Annotated in this window: 13 protein-coding genes; 3 read left to right on the forward strand and 10 right to left on the reverse strand. The window is 34.9% G+C overall.

What is annotated here, in order from left to right; translation table 11 throughout:
- The 3 genes from JAZ75_RS12885 to JAZ75_RS12895 form a co-directional block, all read right to left on the reverse strand.
- Complete coding sequence (locus JAZ75_RS12885) at positions 1-3,183, reverse strand: SusC/RagA family TonB-linked outer membrane protein (protein WP_208702295.1); 3,183 nt, start codon at positions 3,181-3,183, stop codon at positions 1-3.
- A gap of 360 nt (positions 3,184-3,543) precedes the next feature.
- Complete coding sequence (locus tag JAZ75_RS12890) at positions 3,544-5,712, reverse strand: S9 family peptidase (RefSeq protein WP_208702297.1); 2,169 nt, start codon at positions 5,710-5,712, stop codon at positions 3,544-3,546.
- Positions 5,713-5,734: 22 nt separating this feature from the next.
- Positions 5,735-7,129: an aminopeptidase P family protein gene (locus tag JAZ75_RS12895; RefSeq protein WP_208702299.1), complete on the reverse strand. Its 1,395-nt coding sequence runs from the start codon at positions 7,127-7,129 to the stop codon at positions 5,735-5,737.
- Between the two features lie 220 nt (positions 7,130-7,349).
- Between JAZ75_RS12895 and JAZ75_RS12900 the strand changes: the two genes are divergently transcribed.
- Together JAZ75_RS12900 and JAZ75_RS12905 are read left to right on the forward strand one after the other, a co-directional pair.
- Positions 7,350-7,748: a carboxypeptidase-like regulatory domain-containing protein gene (locus tag JAZ75_RS12900; protein WP_208702301.1), complete on the forward strand. Its 399-nt coding sequence runs from the start codon at positions 7,350-7,352 to the stop codon at positions 7,746-7,748.
- A 52-nt stretch (positions 7,749-7,800) separates the two neighbouring features.
- On the forward strand, positions 7,801-9,213 hold the full coding sequence (locus JAZ75_RS12905; protein WP_208702303.1) for an alkaline phosphatase family protein: 1,413 nt from the start codon (positions 7,801-7,803) through the stop codon (positions 9,211-9,213).
- Between the two features lie 109 nt (positions 9,214-9,322).
- Here JAZ75_RS12905 and JAZ75_RS12910 read toward each other — a convergent pair whose 3' ends face one another.
- A complete protein-coding gene (locus JAZ75_RS12910) occupies positions 9,323-10,468 on the reverse strand; it encodes a calcium:proton antiporter (RefSeq protein WP_208702305.1) in 1,146 nt (381 codons plus the stop codon).
- Positions 10,469-10,745: 277 nt separating this feature from the next.
- Between JAZ75_RS12910 and JAZ75_RS12915 the strand changes: the two genes are divergently transcribed.
- Entirely contained in the window at positions 10,746-11,747 is a 1,002-nt protein-coding gene (locus JAZ75_RS12915; RefSeq protein ID WP_208695846.1) for a DUF1080 domain-containing protein, read from the forward strand.
- Positions 11,748-11,796: 49 nt separating this feature from the next.
- Here the strand turns inward: JAZ75_RS12915 and JAZ75_RS12920 are convergent, their stop codons facing one another.
- The 6 genes from JAZ75_RS12920 to JAZ75_RS12945 form a co-directional block, all read right to left on the reverse strand.
- Positions 11,797-12,252 (reverse strand): PepSY-like domain-containing protein, encoded by a 456-nt coding sequence (locus JAZ75_RS12920; protein WP_021188495.1) that lies wholly within the window; start codon positions 12,250-12,252, stop codon positions 11,797-11,799.
- 12 nt (positions 12,253-12,264) lie between these two features.
- A complete protein-coding gene (locus tag JAZ75_RS12925; RefSeq protein WP_021188494.1) occupies positions 12,265-12,705 on the reverse strand; it encodes a PepSY-like domain-containing protein in 441 nt (146 codons plus the stop codon).
- Positions 12,706-12,767: 62 nt separating this feature from the next.
- Entirely contained in the window at positions 12,768-14,006 is a 1,239-nt protein-coding gene (locus JAZ75_RS12930) for a sensor histidine kinase (protein WP_208695848.1), read from the reverse strand.
- A 170-nt stretch (positions 14,007-14,176) separates the two neighbouring features.
- Positions 14,177-14,848 (reverse strand): response regulator transcription factor, encoded by a 672-nt coding sequence (locus JAZ75_RS12935; RefSeq protein WP_208695850.1) that lies wholly within the window; start codon positions 14,846-14,848, stop codon positions 14,177-14,179.
- A gap of 52 nt (positions 14,849-14,900) precedes the next feature.
- Positions 14,901-15,194: a Smr/MutS family protein gene (locus JAZ75_RS12940; RefSeq protein WP_132770842.1), complete on the reverse strand. Its 294-nt coding sequence runs from the start codon at positions 15,192-15,194 to the stop codon at positions 14,901-14,903.
- Positions 15,195-15,257: 63 nt separating this feature from the next.
- Positions 15,258-15,662: a hypothetical protein gene (locus tag JAZ75_RS12945; protein WP_021188490.1), complete on the reverse strand. Its 405-nt coding sequence runs from the start codon at positions 15,660-15,662 to the stop codon at positions 15,258-15,260.
- Positions 15,663-15,960: the final 298 nt, after the last annotated feature.

Consider the following 15,960-nt stretch of genomic DNA (forward strand, 5'->3'; position numbering starts at 1 on the left):
TTAGAATTTAAGATTCAAATTGAAACCATACGTGATAGGCAAAGGAATATTTCCTCCTTCAATGCCTTGTACATTACCGCCACTGGAAGTAAACTCGGGATCAATGTATTTACTTTTGGTATAAATATTCCAAAGATTACGGCCATAGACATTTACACCAATATTTTTAATGACTTTGGTATTGGTCAATTTGAAATTATAACCTAAGGTAACTTCTCTTAATTTAACAAATGTAGCGTCAAAAATTGAAAATGTAGTCGGACCATTGTATTCATTACGTGCCCATTGTTGAGCAGTGATATTAGTTGTGTTTTGTTGAATATTAGTTACATCGTATGTCCCATCGCTATTAAATGCAACGTCACCTTTAACTCCATCAAGTACAATTCCTGTTTCACGTATATTATTGGCGGCTGTTTTATCCAGAATACCAGAATACATACCTACCTTATAGGTTTGTGAGAAGAATTTACCTCCAACACGACCGGATACTAGAAATCCTAAATTGAAGTTTTTGTAATGAAAGCTATTTTGAAAACCAAAAGTAAAGTCAGGAAGAATTGATCCTAATGGTACTAATTGTGAGGTCTTCATGTAGGTGCCATCTTCTTGAATAACACGTTGTCCATCGGAAGCATAAACAAAATCATTACCCAAAAATTGACCGTAAGATTGTCCCTCTCTTGCCACTAATTGGACTAAGGAATTGCTTAAATTTAGCGTATTGACTTGGTCGTCTAGTTTAACAACTTTGTTTTTATTTTTTGCCCAGTTTATTGTTGCATCCCAACTAAAGTTTTCTGTTTTGATCGGAGTACCATTAAGAACAATTTCGATACCTTTATTATTCATCTTACCTGCATTAAGCCATTTGGCTTCATATCCAAAAGACGAAGATACTGGAACTGGGAAAATTTGATTTCTTGTCGTGTTGTTGTAATACGTAACGTCCAAACCTAGACGATTTTTGAATAACTGAAAGTTGATACCTGTTTCCCATGATCCTGTCCGTTCAGGAACAAGTTGATCGTTTGGTTTTATTGCTGGTGCTGTATAAGAAGGGGAACCTTCAAAAGATTGTTCTGCCTCATACAATTTTGCAAGTTGATATGGTTCAGTATCATTACCTACATCCGACCAACCCAATCGAACTTTACCAAAACTTAACCATGGCAAATTTTTAAATGGTTCTAGATTACTAAAAACAAAACTTCCCGCTAAAGATGGATAAATATAGGACCAATTTGAAGAAGGAAGCGTTGAGGACCAGTCATTACGAATTGTAGCATCTAAATAAAATAAATCATTATATCCAAAAGAGGCACTTCCGAAAACTGAAGCGATGCGTTTGTGATACTTGAAATTATCTATTTTAACAGAATTTGCGTTTTTTAAATTATAGTAATTAGGTAGAATTAATCCTCCTTGGGTTATAGCATAGTTATTTTGCCAGCGTTTGTCTCGGATATTTCCACCAGCAAATGCCACAAGTGAAAATTTATCCCAGTTCTTTTTAGCAGTCGCTATAAACTCATAATTATACTCATTGAGTTTATTGTTTGTTTCTTCATATTGCGATGTGCTTCGCGAGTATACGGCAATACGGTCCTGTGCTTGCAATGAATAGATATCACCATGTACTTTTGCACCCACGGTTAACCAGCTGTTCACATTGTATTCGGCTCCGATATTTCCATAGAAACGATCTCTACTGTCTTCCATGTAAGATTCATATGCTGACCAGTACGGATTGTCGATAAAACGAGTTGCTTCAGCAGCAGGTGTATTTTGCCAGCCTGTACGGTTCCAAGCTAATGGTGTTCCATCTGCACGTTTGTAGTTTTCAAGTATTTTATAGTCGACTTGTACCGCACCCCACTGGAAAGCTTCAAGAATAATATTTCTATTGGAAGCACCAGTCCATGGGCGGCCTATAGAAGAGTTGCGGATGTAATTGAAGTTGGAGGTTATTTTGACTTTCCCCAATTGTGTGCCACCAGAAAAATTAAATGCATTTCTTGTCAAACTTGAATTCGGGGTGGTACCTTCTACATTTTTATTGGTGTATGAAAAACGGTAATTGGTGCTCCCACTGTTACCTGCAATGGCAAAATTGTTGGTATTAGCTATTCCAGTTCTGAAAAAATAGCTAACATCATTTTTTGGATAAAGCCAAGGTGTTGGATTCAGATAATTCGCTTCATCTTCAGGGTTGAGGTTATACCATTGTAACACCGGTGTTCCATCTAGTTTTGGCCCCCAGCTTTCATCGGAAGCATAATCGACAATCTTGTAATCTTTTCCATTAATGTTCTGAGTTTGAAAATTGGTCGAATAACCCTGGCCGTAAAGATGTTGTCTTTTGGGCAATCGGGTAATATTCTCAAAGTCAATACCTGTATTAAGAGATATTTCAACCTTTTCACCCTTTGATGCACGTTTTGTAGTGATCATAATAACACCGTTTGCTGCTCTCGATCCATATAGTGCCGCTGCTGTCGCCCCTTTTAATACAGAGATATTTTCAATATCATCTGGATTAAGATCCTGAATCATGTTACCTATATCTTTCCCCGCGCTACCATTGATCGTAGAACTTGAATTAAAGTCTGTGTTGTCAATAGGCGTACCATCAACTACGTAGAGAGGCTGGTTATTGTTTGAGATTGAATTGATGCCGCGCAGCAAGACGGAGGATGAGCCGCCCATATTTCCACCTGAAGTTGTAACTTGAAGACCAGCAACCTTTCCTGATAATGCACTTAACGCATTGGTAGGACGAGTTTGTAACTCAGTTCCTTTTACTTCTTGTACAGCATATCCCAGAGATCTTTTCTCTCTTGATATACCTAATGCAGTTACAACAACTTCGTTAAGCTGTGAACTAGTAGGAGTTAACTGTATCGTATTTAAGCCTGAAATATTTGCTTGAATCGTTTTAGTTTCAAATCCAATGTATTGTATTTGTAGTGTAACCGTATTTTCGTTTGACGGAAATTCAAATAGACCATTTACATCTGTTTGAACCTGCTTTTTACTTGAAATATCAGTAATCGTAGCACCTTGAATGGCAGTATTGTGCTCATCAACTACTTTTCCTTTTATGGTAGATTGTGCGTACAGTGTGCTTGAGCTAAGGCAAAGCGCTGCTGCGACGACAAAATTTGTTGTATGTTTTGTCATGTTGATAAAATGTAATATATGAAGTTAGGGAGTCTTTTGTTATAGGAGATAATTGTATATCATTAAGCTAAAGTACCTCCTAGAAGCATTCGTTTTATGTACATACAGGTAGTGTGTTTTTTCATTATTTTTTGTTAATGATGCAAATATATAAAATCCACCTGATAAGTAGTCTTTGTTTTTGTATTTTTTGTTAAAAAAATGTTAAAATGTGCTCTTGTTGCATTTAAATGCTACTTTGATAAAATTGGTTGGATTTAAGTATGTAATCTTTTTCATCATTATTTATGATTTATAAAAAAAGTCGATATCTCAAGATATCGACTTTTCCAAATGTTTTTTATACTCAGTTTATCTATTTTATCTTGCACCTGGAGGACAATGCTGTTTTAAATAATTTGTAAACAGAGTTTTCAGATGTTGAGAAGTTCCTTCTCCTTCGTTGATGGAATGACTTCGATTTGGATAAGACATGAACTGAAATTGCACATTGTTTTTAACGAGTTCATTGATGAGAACTTCTGCATTTTGGTAATGTACATTATCATCTCCAGTGCCATGAATGTACAAAAGATTACCTTTGATATTTTTGGCATATTTTAGTGGTGAACCGTTCTGGAAATCTTCTAAATTTTCCTGTGGTAAACCCATATATCTTTCTTGATAAACATTATCATACAATAATTGATCGGCAACAGCAGCAATAGCTATACCTGTCTTATAGATTTCGGGATATTGTCCCAATAGATTTAAAGTACTGGAACCTCCACCGCTCCAGCCCCATACTGCGATCCGTGAACTATCTACAAAAGACCATTTAAGTAATTCTTTTGCTCCCAATGCCTGATCTCTGATATTGAGCTGTCCGATTTTGCGGTAGATACTTTTACGCCATTCAGTACCTTTGGGCGCAGGTGCACCTCTATTTTCCAGTGAAATGTAGATGTAACCGTCTTTAGACATATTGCCACTATATAAGCTGTTCATACCAGCTCTAAAATTGTCCAATACAGTTTGTGAAGCAGGTTCGCCGTACACCATGAAAACTACGGGATACTTCTTGTTGGGATTGAAATCTGAAGGTTTGACCATCCAGCCATCTAAACTAACACCATCTGCTGTTGTTACTTTGAAAAATTCAGTTATCCCATCTTCAGGTTTTTTACTTATTGTACCTCTAAAATCGACTAACGTTTTGTGGGTTGGTAATTCAATTAAAGCATTGCTCTTGGCTGTTTTGTTGTTACTAAAATTGAAGATCGCGATTTGCCCATTTTTGGCAATATCATATTCGCAAGTTCCTGAAAATTCTTCCGGTGTAAGTCTTTTTGGAGCTCCACCTTTGGTTGATACCGAATAAAGATATTTTTGTGTTGCATTATTTGGTGAAGCACTGAAATAAATTATTTCTCTTTTTGCATCGAACAATTCAATATCGATGACATCATAGTCTGCATGCGTGATTAATTTCTCATTGCCTTGAAGATCGATTTGATAGATCTTACGCCAACCGTCTTTTTCTGAAACCCAAATGAAAGCTTTGCCATTTTGAATCCAGTCCCATCCGGTTGGATCGTTATTGTTCCAACGTGATTTAATATCTATCCATGAATCATTTTTTTCACTATGGATATTTTTAGCGTTATTAGTAGCAACATCTATTAAATAAATTTTACTTTCGTTTTGCTTTCTATTAAGTTGCTGTAAGATGACTTGTTTGCTGTCTAGACTCCACTCCATCCTTGGAATGTAGTGCTGAATAGCATCTCCAGGAACTTTTATCTGTGTCGTCGCATCTGTAGCTAATTGGTAAGTCCAAATGCTGCATGCGCTAGGTGCTTGACCCACTTTTGGATATTCAATAGGTATTGTATAAGAGTAGATACTATCGGTATTATTGATCATTAAGAAATTACGAATAGCGCGTGCGTCGAGTTTCCAGTAGGCAATAGCATTTCCATCTGGAGACCACCTAAAACCATCTTTGCATCCAAATTCTTCTTCATAGACCCAATCAAATGTTCCATTTATAATACGATCAGTACCATCTGTCGTAATTTGTTTTATTGCCCCTGTTGCAAGATCTTCAACATAAATATTATGATTGGATTTAACCACATATGCTACTTTGGTACCTTGTGGATTAAATTTAGCAAACATCAGTTGAGACACAGGGAAAGATGCGCCCAGTTGAGTCAACTGGTTTGTTTTCTTGTCAAAGACCCAATAGTCGCCTCTCGTTTCCTCACGCCAGACTCTTTTGCTATTGGTGTACAATAAAATACGTTCTTTATTATTCGAAATGGAAAAATGACTTATCTCTAATGCATTAGTTTTACCTGTAGGTACCAGCAATTTATTTGCTAGAAATAGCGTGCGTTGAGCACTTTTGGGATTGATGAGTTCAATACCCTTTTCAGAGAATTCATAATATTGTCCATCATCTTCTGCCCAAAATCGCTGTGCCAATAGCAGATTTGGAAAGTAGCATACTATTAGTAATAGTATTATAATACGTATATTTTTCATGTATATTTTTACTTAGGTGCTTTTAATCTGTTCCTTGATCTTTGAGATCATAGATCTCATTGAGTTCACGTTCTAGATATTTTCCTAAACGATGATATCCAGAATCTTTAATAACATAGTCATCTTCGATTCGTATACCACCAAAGTCAAGGTGCTTATTGAGCAGATCATAATTAATAAATTCGTGATGCAAATTTTGCTGTGCCCACATTTGAGTGAGTTCAGGTATGATATAGATACCGGGTTCTACTGTCACTACGTTACCTGCCTCTAATTTTTTTCCTAATCGTAAGGATTTTATACCGAAGGTTTTGGTGTCTTTTGGCTCGTCTGCGGTGTATCCCACATATTGTTCGCCAAGATCTTCCATATCGTGTACATCTAGTCCTAGCATATGACCCAAACCACATTGGAAGAATAAAGCATGTGCATGTGCCGCAACAGCATCTTGCGCATTTCCTTTCATGAAACCAATTTGGATTAATCCTTCAGCAAGTGCTTCGCAGGCTTTTAAATGGATGTTTTTAAAAGCAACTCCTGGCTTTAATGCTGCTTCAGCAGTTTTAAAAGCGTTTAAAACAACAGCGTATAATTCTTCTTGTAGCGGGTTAAATCTTTTTCCTACAGGAAATGAACGTGTTAAATCTGATGCATATCCTAGCGCAGTTTCAACACCAGAATCATTTAGCAATATATCACCAGCTTTTATTTTATGATATTGGATATGATTGTGTAATATCTCCCCATGTTTGGTCACAATGGGAGGGTATGAAAATGACATTTGTCTATTTTGTGCAAGATGTTGAATAGCATTACTGATTTCATACTCATGCATACCCGGCCTTGTCATTTTGATTGCTAGACGATGCATATCCACAGCTACGTCCACCGCTTTTTCTAATTCTGCGATCTCTTCTGTTGCTTTTATATTGCGCTGTGTTACGACGGCTTGGATCATTTCGACAGATGGTTTGATCTGGTCAATGGATAAGCCTAATAAATGTTGAAGTAATAACTTGTTGTGTGCTTGATAAGGTGGTAGGTAACGTACCTGATTACTATTTTTAAGCACTTTTTCCAAATACGGCTGGAGTTCATGAAAAGGTCGAACTGCTGCGATTCCTACCCATTGCGCTTTTTCTCTTAAAGTCTGTTGTTGACCCATCCATACAATATCATCAATGGTCATTTCATCACCAAATAAAAGAGTTTCTCCGGCATCGATATCGACAACAGCCGCTAATTTCGGACTCTTGATCCCGAAATAATACAAAAAACTACTGTCTTGACGGAAAGGATAGGTATTGTGTTCAAAATTGATAGGATTTTCAATGTTTCCTAAAAAAAGGAGAACACCTGATGAAAATTTAGAGCTTAGTTCTCTTCTTCTGTGGACGTATATTTCTTTTTCAAACATGATGGAATGCTTTTTAATAAAGTATAAATTTATGAAAATAGACTTGAACAAAAACATGTAAGACACCTATTTTTCTGATTGTGCTATTTTACGGTTGTTAAATGTTAAAAATCGGTTGGTATGTTAACCTATCGTTGCTTTAATTTTATCCTTTTAAACTTAATACTGCTTTCATTTTTCTTTAATATGTAGATCATTACTTTGTGCCAAATCGCTTAGCATGATGAAACCATACTCATTAAAATTATTTAAGAAAAGTACCCAAATGACACTCTGTGTAGCACTTCTATATGCTGTGCAGACAGAAGTGGTTTGGGCAAACAAAATTGCTTCTGTTTCACCTGTTGGAACAGTAATGGATCAAGAACTCATTAAAGGAGTAATTCGTGATCAGCAAGGTAATCCTGTAGACGGGGGAACCATCATAAACGAAGCCAATAAACAAAATACAAGAACAGAATTTAATGGGAATTTTTCTATTAAGGGAAAAGTTGGAGATCGACTTCGAATTTCTTCGTTGGGGTATAAGACTCAATTTGTAGAGATCAGAAACGCTACTCTAGCGCTTTTGAAAACAGAATTTCGAAAAGTTATCCGATCTACATCAGGCCATTCATAAAAAAGCTTTTGTAACTAATATTGGTGATCCTGATTATCATCGGGTAGAAAAATTGGTTTACGAAGATAGCCAGGGTAAGCAGGAAGTTGATGTACCTGCTGGAGATGTGTTTTATCAATTTCGTAAAGATGTTAAAGAGAAGAACTTACCTACAGTGTCGTGGTTGGTAGCCCCATGTCGCTTTTCTGACCATCCTGGGTCGCCTTGGTATGGAGCTTGGTATGTTTCGGAAGCATTAGATATTTTGACAAAGGATCCTGAGGTCTGGGAAAAAACAATCTTTATATTGACGTATGATGAAAATGATGGATATTTCGATCATATTTCTCCATTTGTCCCACCTTTGGAAGGTAATAAAGATTCCGGAAAGACTGCTGTAGGTATCCAGACGGCAGATGAATATGTTACTAAAGAACAGGAGCGGGGAAGAACAGGGAAAACCGATTCGGAACTGGAAAGCCCGATAGGACTAGGGTTTCGAGTTCCATTAGTGATTGCTTCACCTTGGTCTAAAGGCGGATGGGTAAATTCGGAAGTTTTCGATCATACCTCTTGTTTACAGTTCTTGGAACAATTTCTACTTCAGAAAACAGGAAAAGATATCAAAGAAACAAATATTTCCTCATGGAGAAGATTGGTATGTGGAGATTTAAATTCTGTATTTCGTAAAGTAACAGATACTTCCCTTGATTCTTTAGTTCCTGTTAATCGGGATCAGTATGTGGAGCGTATTCATAGTGCACGTGCAAAGAAATTACCAACAGAATTTGTACAGATCGCACCTTCAGAATTGGATCAAATTCGTAAAAAAGGTTTACCAACATCAATAAAAGCTATACAGGAGAAAGGTATCAAACCAGCATGTGCATTGCCATATGCATTGGAAGTCAATGCAGAGTTGGAACATAATAGTTTTGAAATTACTTTTGAAACTAAAGTTCCTGTTAAATCGAAGAAAAAAATTGGAGTTCCTTTTCAGGTTAGATCCCAAATGGCTTATGGAAAAGTAAGTGCAGGTCAGGTTTGGAATTTTGCGGTTAAAGAAAATGAACCTTTGAGGTATGCTTGGCATATGGATCAATTAAAGGGCGATAGTATCGAAATGGAGCTACATGGTCCTAACGGCTTTTTCAGAATGTTCAAGTTGCATAAAGAAAAGCCACATGCCATCATCGTTAAACAATATAACAAAAAAAACAAGATAGCATTGGAACTGAAAAAGATTAATAAAGGACACAGTTATTTGATTAAAGATCGGAATTATGGTTGCTTTGAGCCTTTTTCGCTAGATCAATCTTTTTCAGGTACCAAAATACTTGACTTCAGCAAAAGCCATGGATGCTATGATCTTGAGATAACTTGTAAAGAAGATCCAGAATTTTGTTTTGTATTTGCTGGGCATATTGAAAATGGGATGCCAATTAAGACTGATCCCTTAATGGGAGATGTAATTAATCATTCTTAGGTCGACCAATATATAATGTAGATCGTTGGTATTTTTAAGGTTCATAAAAAAAGCGCACTTCATAGGTGCGCTTTTTTATCTGGCGACAAGATGACGAAATTCAAACAGCTTATGGATTAAATACCAGCATCATGTACACAGCAAATAGAGCCAAATGAATAATACCTAAAATAGGAGTAGTTCTTTTCCCTAAAAAGCTGATCAAGCTTAGTAAGAGTGTCATTGTAAATAAAACAGTTTCTGTACCAGTTAATCCCAATAGAACTAATTTTCCTTTTAGTAATCCTACTAGCAGTACAGCGGGAACCGTTAAACCTACAGTCGAAACAAAAGCACCATGACATAAGTTGATACTTCTTTGAAATTCGTTATTACGAGCTGCTTTAACCGCTGTAATAGATTCCGGGGTAAATACAATGATAGCAATAAGAATACCACCCAATGCTATTGGAAGTTTTGCGGTAGCAATACCATAATCAACCACCACTGCCATTTGATGTGATAGCAATACTATTGGTAGAATCATTAAAATAAGAAGGGCTGAACGAATCCATATTTCCTTTTTATCCTGAGATTTTGGGGCATCTTTATTAACAGAATTTTGTATCTGGCTAGGATATTGGATTTCAAGATTTCCTTTTGCCGGTTGTATGTATAAGTGACTATATCCTTTTAATTGATAGTAAAGAAATGCGATGTATACAAGTATAATTAAAGTTGAAATGAATATCGCTTGTAACGTCGTAAATGCACCATTGCCTGCTCCTTGAATAAAATTAGGAAGTAATAATGAAGTTGCTCCAAGTATTACAATCATTGAAAAATAAGACAGTGTTCCCTGAGCATTATATTCTTGTTCTTTATATTTGGCACTGCCAAGTAAAATGCAAAGTCCTACCACAAGATTCATGATAATCATCATGACAGAAAAGATTGAATCCTTTCCGATTGTAGGAGATTCTGCTGGACCAAGCATAACAGCAGCAATCAAAACCACTTCGATCGTAACGATTGAAAGTGTAAGAATAAGTGTACCAAAAGGTTCTCCTAACTTATGTGCAAGCTCGTCCGCTTCTTTTACAACACCAAAAGAAGCGGTTAAAATTGTAGCCAAAAGAATGATAAATATGGTGATTGCCGATACAGGAGAAAATGTTGTTTTAAAAATCTGTTGATCAAATAGCATTAAACCGATGACAATAATCCAGATGGTGATTAATCGGATTATTGTTTTTGTACTCAGTATTGTTTTCATATTGTTTCCGTATATAAATTACTGATACAAATATCTTTACTAAAAGTGGTATTAATTTTAACATTTGATAAAAACTCTATGTAACGTAATTTTTTTGTTTTAGCGATAGATGCGCGATTTCTAGTTTAGGAAGAGTATTTCTTATTATATTCAAGCCTGTATTCGTAATTTTTTTGTGTTGATTCGGAGTTACTAGATTCAATAATTGATATTTTTAGTATATTCGTTTTGATAACTATAATAAAAAATCTAAATCTTTGTTACAATTCTTTAAAAAATGTTAAGAAATCATTTAAAATATAGTGTTCTCTTTTGTTTATTGGGAGCAAGTGTAAGTTCATGTCAAACGACAGATCAAAAAAAAGAAACAGAAGTAGAACATAATCCTGCAAAACAAGTCGTACCTGAAAGAGCTAAAGATTTGATCGGTCGTTGGGATTTGAATGTGGATAAAGATGGAAAAGTAGTACCATCTTGGATTGAAGTAAAACTATCTGGATTTAACACATTGGTAGGAAGTTATGTTGGTGACAGTGGCAGTGCTCGCCCTGTTTCTCATGTAAAGCTTGAGGATGGAAAATTTTCATTTGCTATTCCGCCACAATGGGAAGGTGGAGAAGGTGATTTTGTGATTGCAGGTGAATTGACGGCTACGGGTATTAAAGGGACCGTGACGACTAATAAAGGTGTTAGCTATAACTTTACAGGTGAAAAAGCACCTTATTTAAATCGTACAGGAACTGTTCAATGGGGAGAGGCTATTGAGCTTTTTAATGGTAAAGATTTGACTGGTTGGAAAACGATTGGTGGCGAGAATAACTGGTCGGTAAAAGAGGGTATCTTGACGAATTCAAAGGCGGGTGCTAATTTGGTAACAGATCAAAAATTTGAAGATTTTAAATTAGAAGCAGAATTTCGATATACAACCGGTGGTAATTCTGGTATTTATTTAAGAGGAAGATACGAATTGCAAATTGAAGACAGTCCAAAGGATCAACATCCAGGAAGTCTCTATTTTGGCGGTATCTATGGCTTTCTAGCTCCAAATGAAATGGCTACATTAGGACCAGATCAATGGCAGAAGTATGAAGTTACATTGGTTGGAAGATTGGTGACTATTGTCGCAAATGGTAAGACGATTATTAATAATCAAGAAATACCAGGAATAACAGGTGGTGCGTTAGATAGTAAAGAAGGTGAACCAGGACCTATATATTTACAAGGAGATCATGCTCCGGTTGAATTTAGAAAAATAAAGATCACACCAGCTAAGAAATAATAACAATACAAATAAAAAAGCCTCTTTCTACTGAAGGAGGCTTTTAATTTTATAAGATAATTTTTACAAATTGACCACTTGGATCGAACAATAAATCGATATCATTTGTCAGTTCGACTTCAAATCCAGCAGTAACTTTATCGATGGCGCTGATTTGTGCAGTTTTATAATTTGTATCTACGTAGCTGACTATAGTAGTTGAGATAAAACCCGTTGGAATAGCGGTATCATTGTCAGATTCTACTTCTTTCCAATTACCTTCTTGATCAAAATCAACTTCGATTCCATTGGCTAACTCCACACTGTAAGCTGTTTTATTTGTTGCAGTAGGAGTTTGTTTCTCTGTTTTCCGAATTGTTATACCTTTAAAATAAGTATCAAGAAAACTGACCGCCGCTGCAGGTAATTCGGTGTTTGGGACTTGATGATCATCATCTTTGTCACATGATACCACGATGAATGCAAGAGCAAGTAAGGCTGTAAATGTTAAAATTAGTTTTTTCATATTTTAATTCTATTAATCATCTATTTTAGTAAACTGCCCTTTTTTATTAAACTCCAATTCAAGACCATTTGAAATTTCAACTTCAAATTTACGGCTTGACTTTTTGATTTTTACAATGTGGGTATTAGGAAAACTTTTTGTAACATAATTTTGAATTGATTTTGGTACAAATTTTAAAGGAATAGCGTTATTGTGACCATCTACTTCTTCCCAATTTCCTGATTTATCAAATTCTATTTTTGTACCATTATTTAAAATCACTTGGTATTCTTTTGAAAGTAGATTTTCTTTTTCTTCAATTGTACTTGTGATCTGATTGCTGGCAAAATTGTTTTTAATAAATGTTTGTGCATTTGCAGGTAATTGATTGCTGTTAATCACCTTTTTTTGTGCATAACTAACTGTCGATAATGCTACTAAAGCAACGATCGCCATTGTTTTAATTTTGTTCATAATATATCCTCCTATTTATTTATATAACAAAGTTCCCATACAATTTGGTAAAGAATTAGGAATTATAGCTTTTGTATCTTAAAAATATGAAAATTATTTAAGTATGAGTAATTTATGCTGATGGTCTTATTTGTCTCTATGATTGTTTTAACTATAGAAAGACCTAATCCATTTGAATTGATTGCAGTATTTTCTTTGTGAAATCGATCAAAAATATTTTCTGCTTGTAGTGCAGTGTTTTTGCCTGAATTTGCAATTGTAAAGAAATCCTTATGAATATCGATTTTTATAAATCCATTTTTTGATTTATTATAGTTGATAGCATTACGGAGTAAATTGGAAATTAATATCTTTACCAGATCCACATTGAAATCAGCGGAGAACTTTCCATGCTCAAGAACTTCTAAAGTGATTCCCCTAAATTCAATCAAGTCTGCTAACTCTTCACACGCTTCGTGAATTACGCTATTAAAATCCACTGTTTGCGTAGCATCAAATTGATTGTTTTCAATGCGAGATAGCATAAGTAATGCCTTATTTAATTTAATCATACGCTCTAAAGCTTCTTTAGTTTCACTGATCGTGATTAAATGATGCTCTGCCAGTTGTTCATCTTCTAGCAGTAATTCTAGTTTATTACTACTGATCGCTAAAGGCGTCTGTAACTCATGGGAAGCATTTTCAATAAACAGTTTTTGTTGCTGGAATATTTTTTCATTGCGATCAAGCATTTTATCGATTTCGGTATCCAATAGAATAAATTCTCTAACATTACTGGTGATCGGTACAGCTGTTTTTATTTTCCCAAACTGGTAGCGCTCTAATTTGTCAAGAATTTGATAAAAAGGCTTAAAAGCACGGTGAAATACAAGGGTGTTGAGTAAAAATATACTCACAATAATCAAGATGTATAGTATTATCAAAGCAGTTGCCAGATCATATTTTAGTTCATCTTCTTCTACGGTTGAAGTTCGAATTTCCAGTTGATACAGCTGTTTGTCCTTACCATAGAAGTAAGTATTTAAAATTCGATAAGGCTCCATATCCTCATCATATGGCATATATATGAGATCGTTTTTGAAAATATTTTTTTCATCCTTGTTTACTTGCACATCAGATTTGGTGATTTTAAACTGATTAATACCAAATGTATCCGTTTTTAGAATAGATTCATCTTGGTATGCAGCACGAATAATTTCAATTTTTTGATTCTTTAAGCCGTCGTCTACATTATCATACACTTCTTCTGTGATGTATGCATAAAATAATGTTGCCCACACCGCAATTACAATCAAAATCATGATTGTAATGTATCTTATAGTGTAATTCTTGAGCGACTTTTTCATTAAAATATCTGGTTTTAAATAATGGTAATAGTAGTTAGTGGCAAGATCACTTCACCAGTTTTTGAAGCTCTTCAAACAATCGTGAATATATTTTTAGATCTTGGCCATTATTGCCTTGTGGATCATTAGCTCAATTTGTAACCTATACCATAAACAGCCTGGATATCGATATCAGCATGATTATCTTTTAATTTTTTTCTTAAATTTTTTATTTGTGAATAAATAAAGTCTAAACTGTCAACCTGATCAATATGATCACCCCAAATTGACTCTGCTAAGCTATTTTTTTGAATAAGCTTAGTTGGCCTGATAATAAAATAATAGAGTAAATCAAACTCTTTCCGGTTGAGAATCACCGGTTTGTTATTAATCTGTATGCTTCTGTCTGTTGTGTTTACTGCAATATTTTTATACGTAATGATATCATCACCATGTTGATTCTTTCTGCGTATAATCGATTTGATCCGTGCATGCAATTCTGCCAAATGAAAAGGTTTGGCTAAATAGTCATCAGCACCTAGCTCTAAACCTTTTACTTTATCGTCTACAGAATCTTTGGCCGACAGGATGATGATCGATTCTTCTTTTCCAATTTCTTTAATCTTTTCTAAGAGTTGCAATCCAGAACCTCCGGGTAACATGATATCGAGTAAAATACAATCATATGAATAAATTGATATTTTCTCTAATGCGCTATTGTAATCAAAAGCTTGTTCAACAAGGTATTTTTCAGCTTCTAAAGATTGCATGATAACCTGGCTCAAGGCAACTTCATCTTCGATTAGTAATATTTTCATATCTTTTAATTAGCTAACAAAGTTAATTCCGAAATTAGGAAAGACTTAGGAATTAAAGTCCAATAACAACTACGACAATATCATCATTATGATAAGCAGGATGAAAATGGGAAATTGCTCTTTGATTTTTATAAATCATCAGTTCATCATAGACCATTTTTTTCAGAATTCCTTTACCTTTTCCATGTACAAATTTTATTTCAGGCATATCCCAATATATTGCAGCATCCAACATATCGCGCATGTAGATGAGAGACTCATTGGCTAATTCATCTGGTGTATAATCCTGCCAGTCGTATAGAAAGGCTTCAGCATGTAAATCTATTTGTACAGGGGGTTTTTTCATGTAAATCTTTTTGCAAAGGTACAAAAGTAAGATTAACAGGCTACAAATAAAGTTCAAGGAGCTTTACTTAACGTCGACAGCTGAATGGAGTCGGTCATACCATTTTTTGATAGTCGCAGCTTCCTCATAAGACTCTTTTTCAGCATGAGTAAGCATAATATCCTGTATTTGTATTATTAGATCATTATGGTCCTGAAAAATACCATTGCTGTCACGATAGTCATTAATTATTTCGAGCAAATGATTAAGCGATTTCATCTTGTGATATAAAATATGATGCTTTTCACCAATTTGATCTGCAATTTCTTCATACGCTACGCTAGAGTCATTCGTTTGGTTACGTGCCTTATTATAGAGTTGACCGTAACCAGCAAGACGATGATTAAGATCATAAATCGTGCTTTCAAGATCTTCAATGAGTACAATGAGATTTTCTTGAATTTCAAAATCTTTTGATACGATTGACATAATACCCCTTTTTGTATGAATATAATTAAAATTTTGATCATTTTATATTACAATAGTGTAAAACAAAAAAAACGCAATAAAGTTTTTTTGTTTTGCATCGAGCTTTTTATATCACCCATACAGCTAGTTTAAAGAAGTTTTAGTGTATATTATTAGTTTATTGTACCTTTGTTAAGTAAATAAGATTAGAGGCTGTTACAGGACTCTACATCTACCTAATGGTTGAGTATAATTGGGATTTTGTACTTAATATAGAAGGGAGGAAGTTCAAATTGATCTTTCTCCCTTTTTATTCGAA

The sequence above is a fragment of the Sphingobacterium sp. UDSM-2020 genome (assembly GCF_016132525.1).
GTDB classification, from domain to species: Bacteria; Bacteroidota; Bacteroidia; order Sphingobacteriales; family Sphingobacteriaceae; genus Sphingobacterium; species Sphingobacterium anhuiense.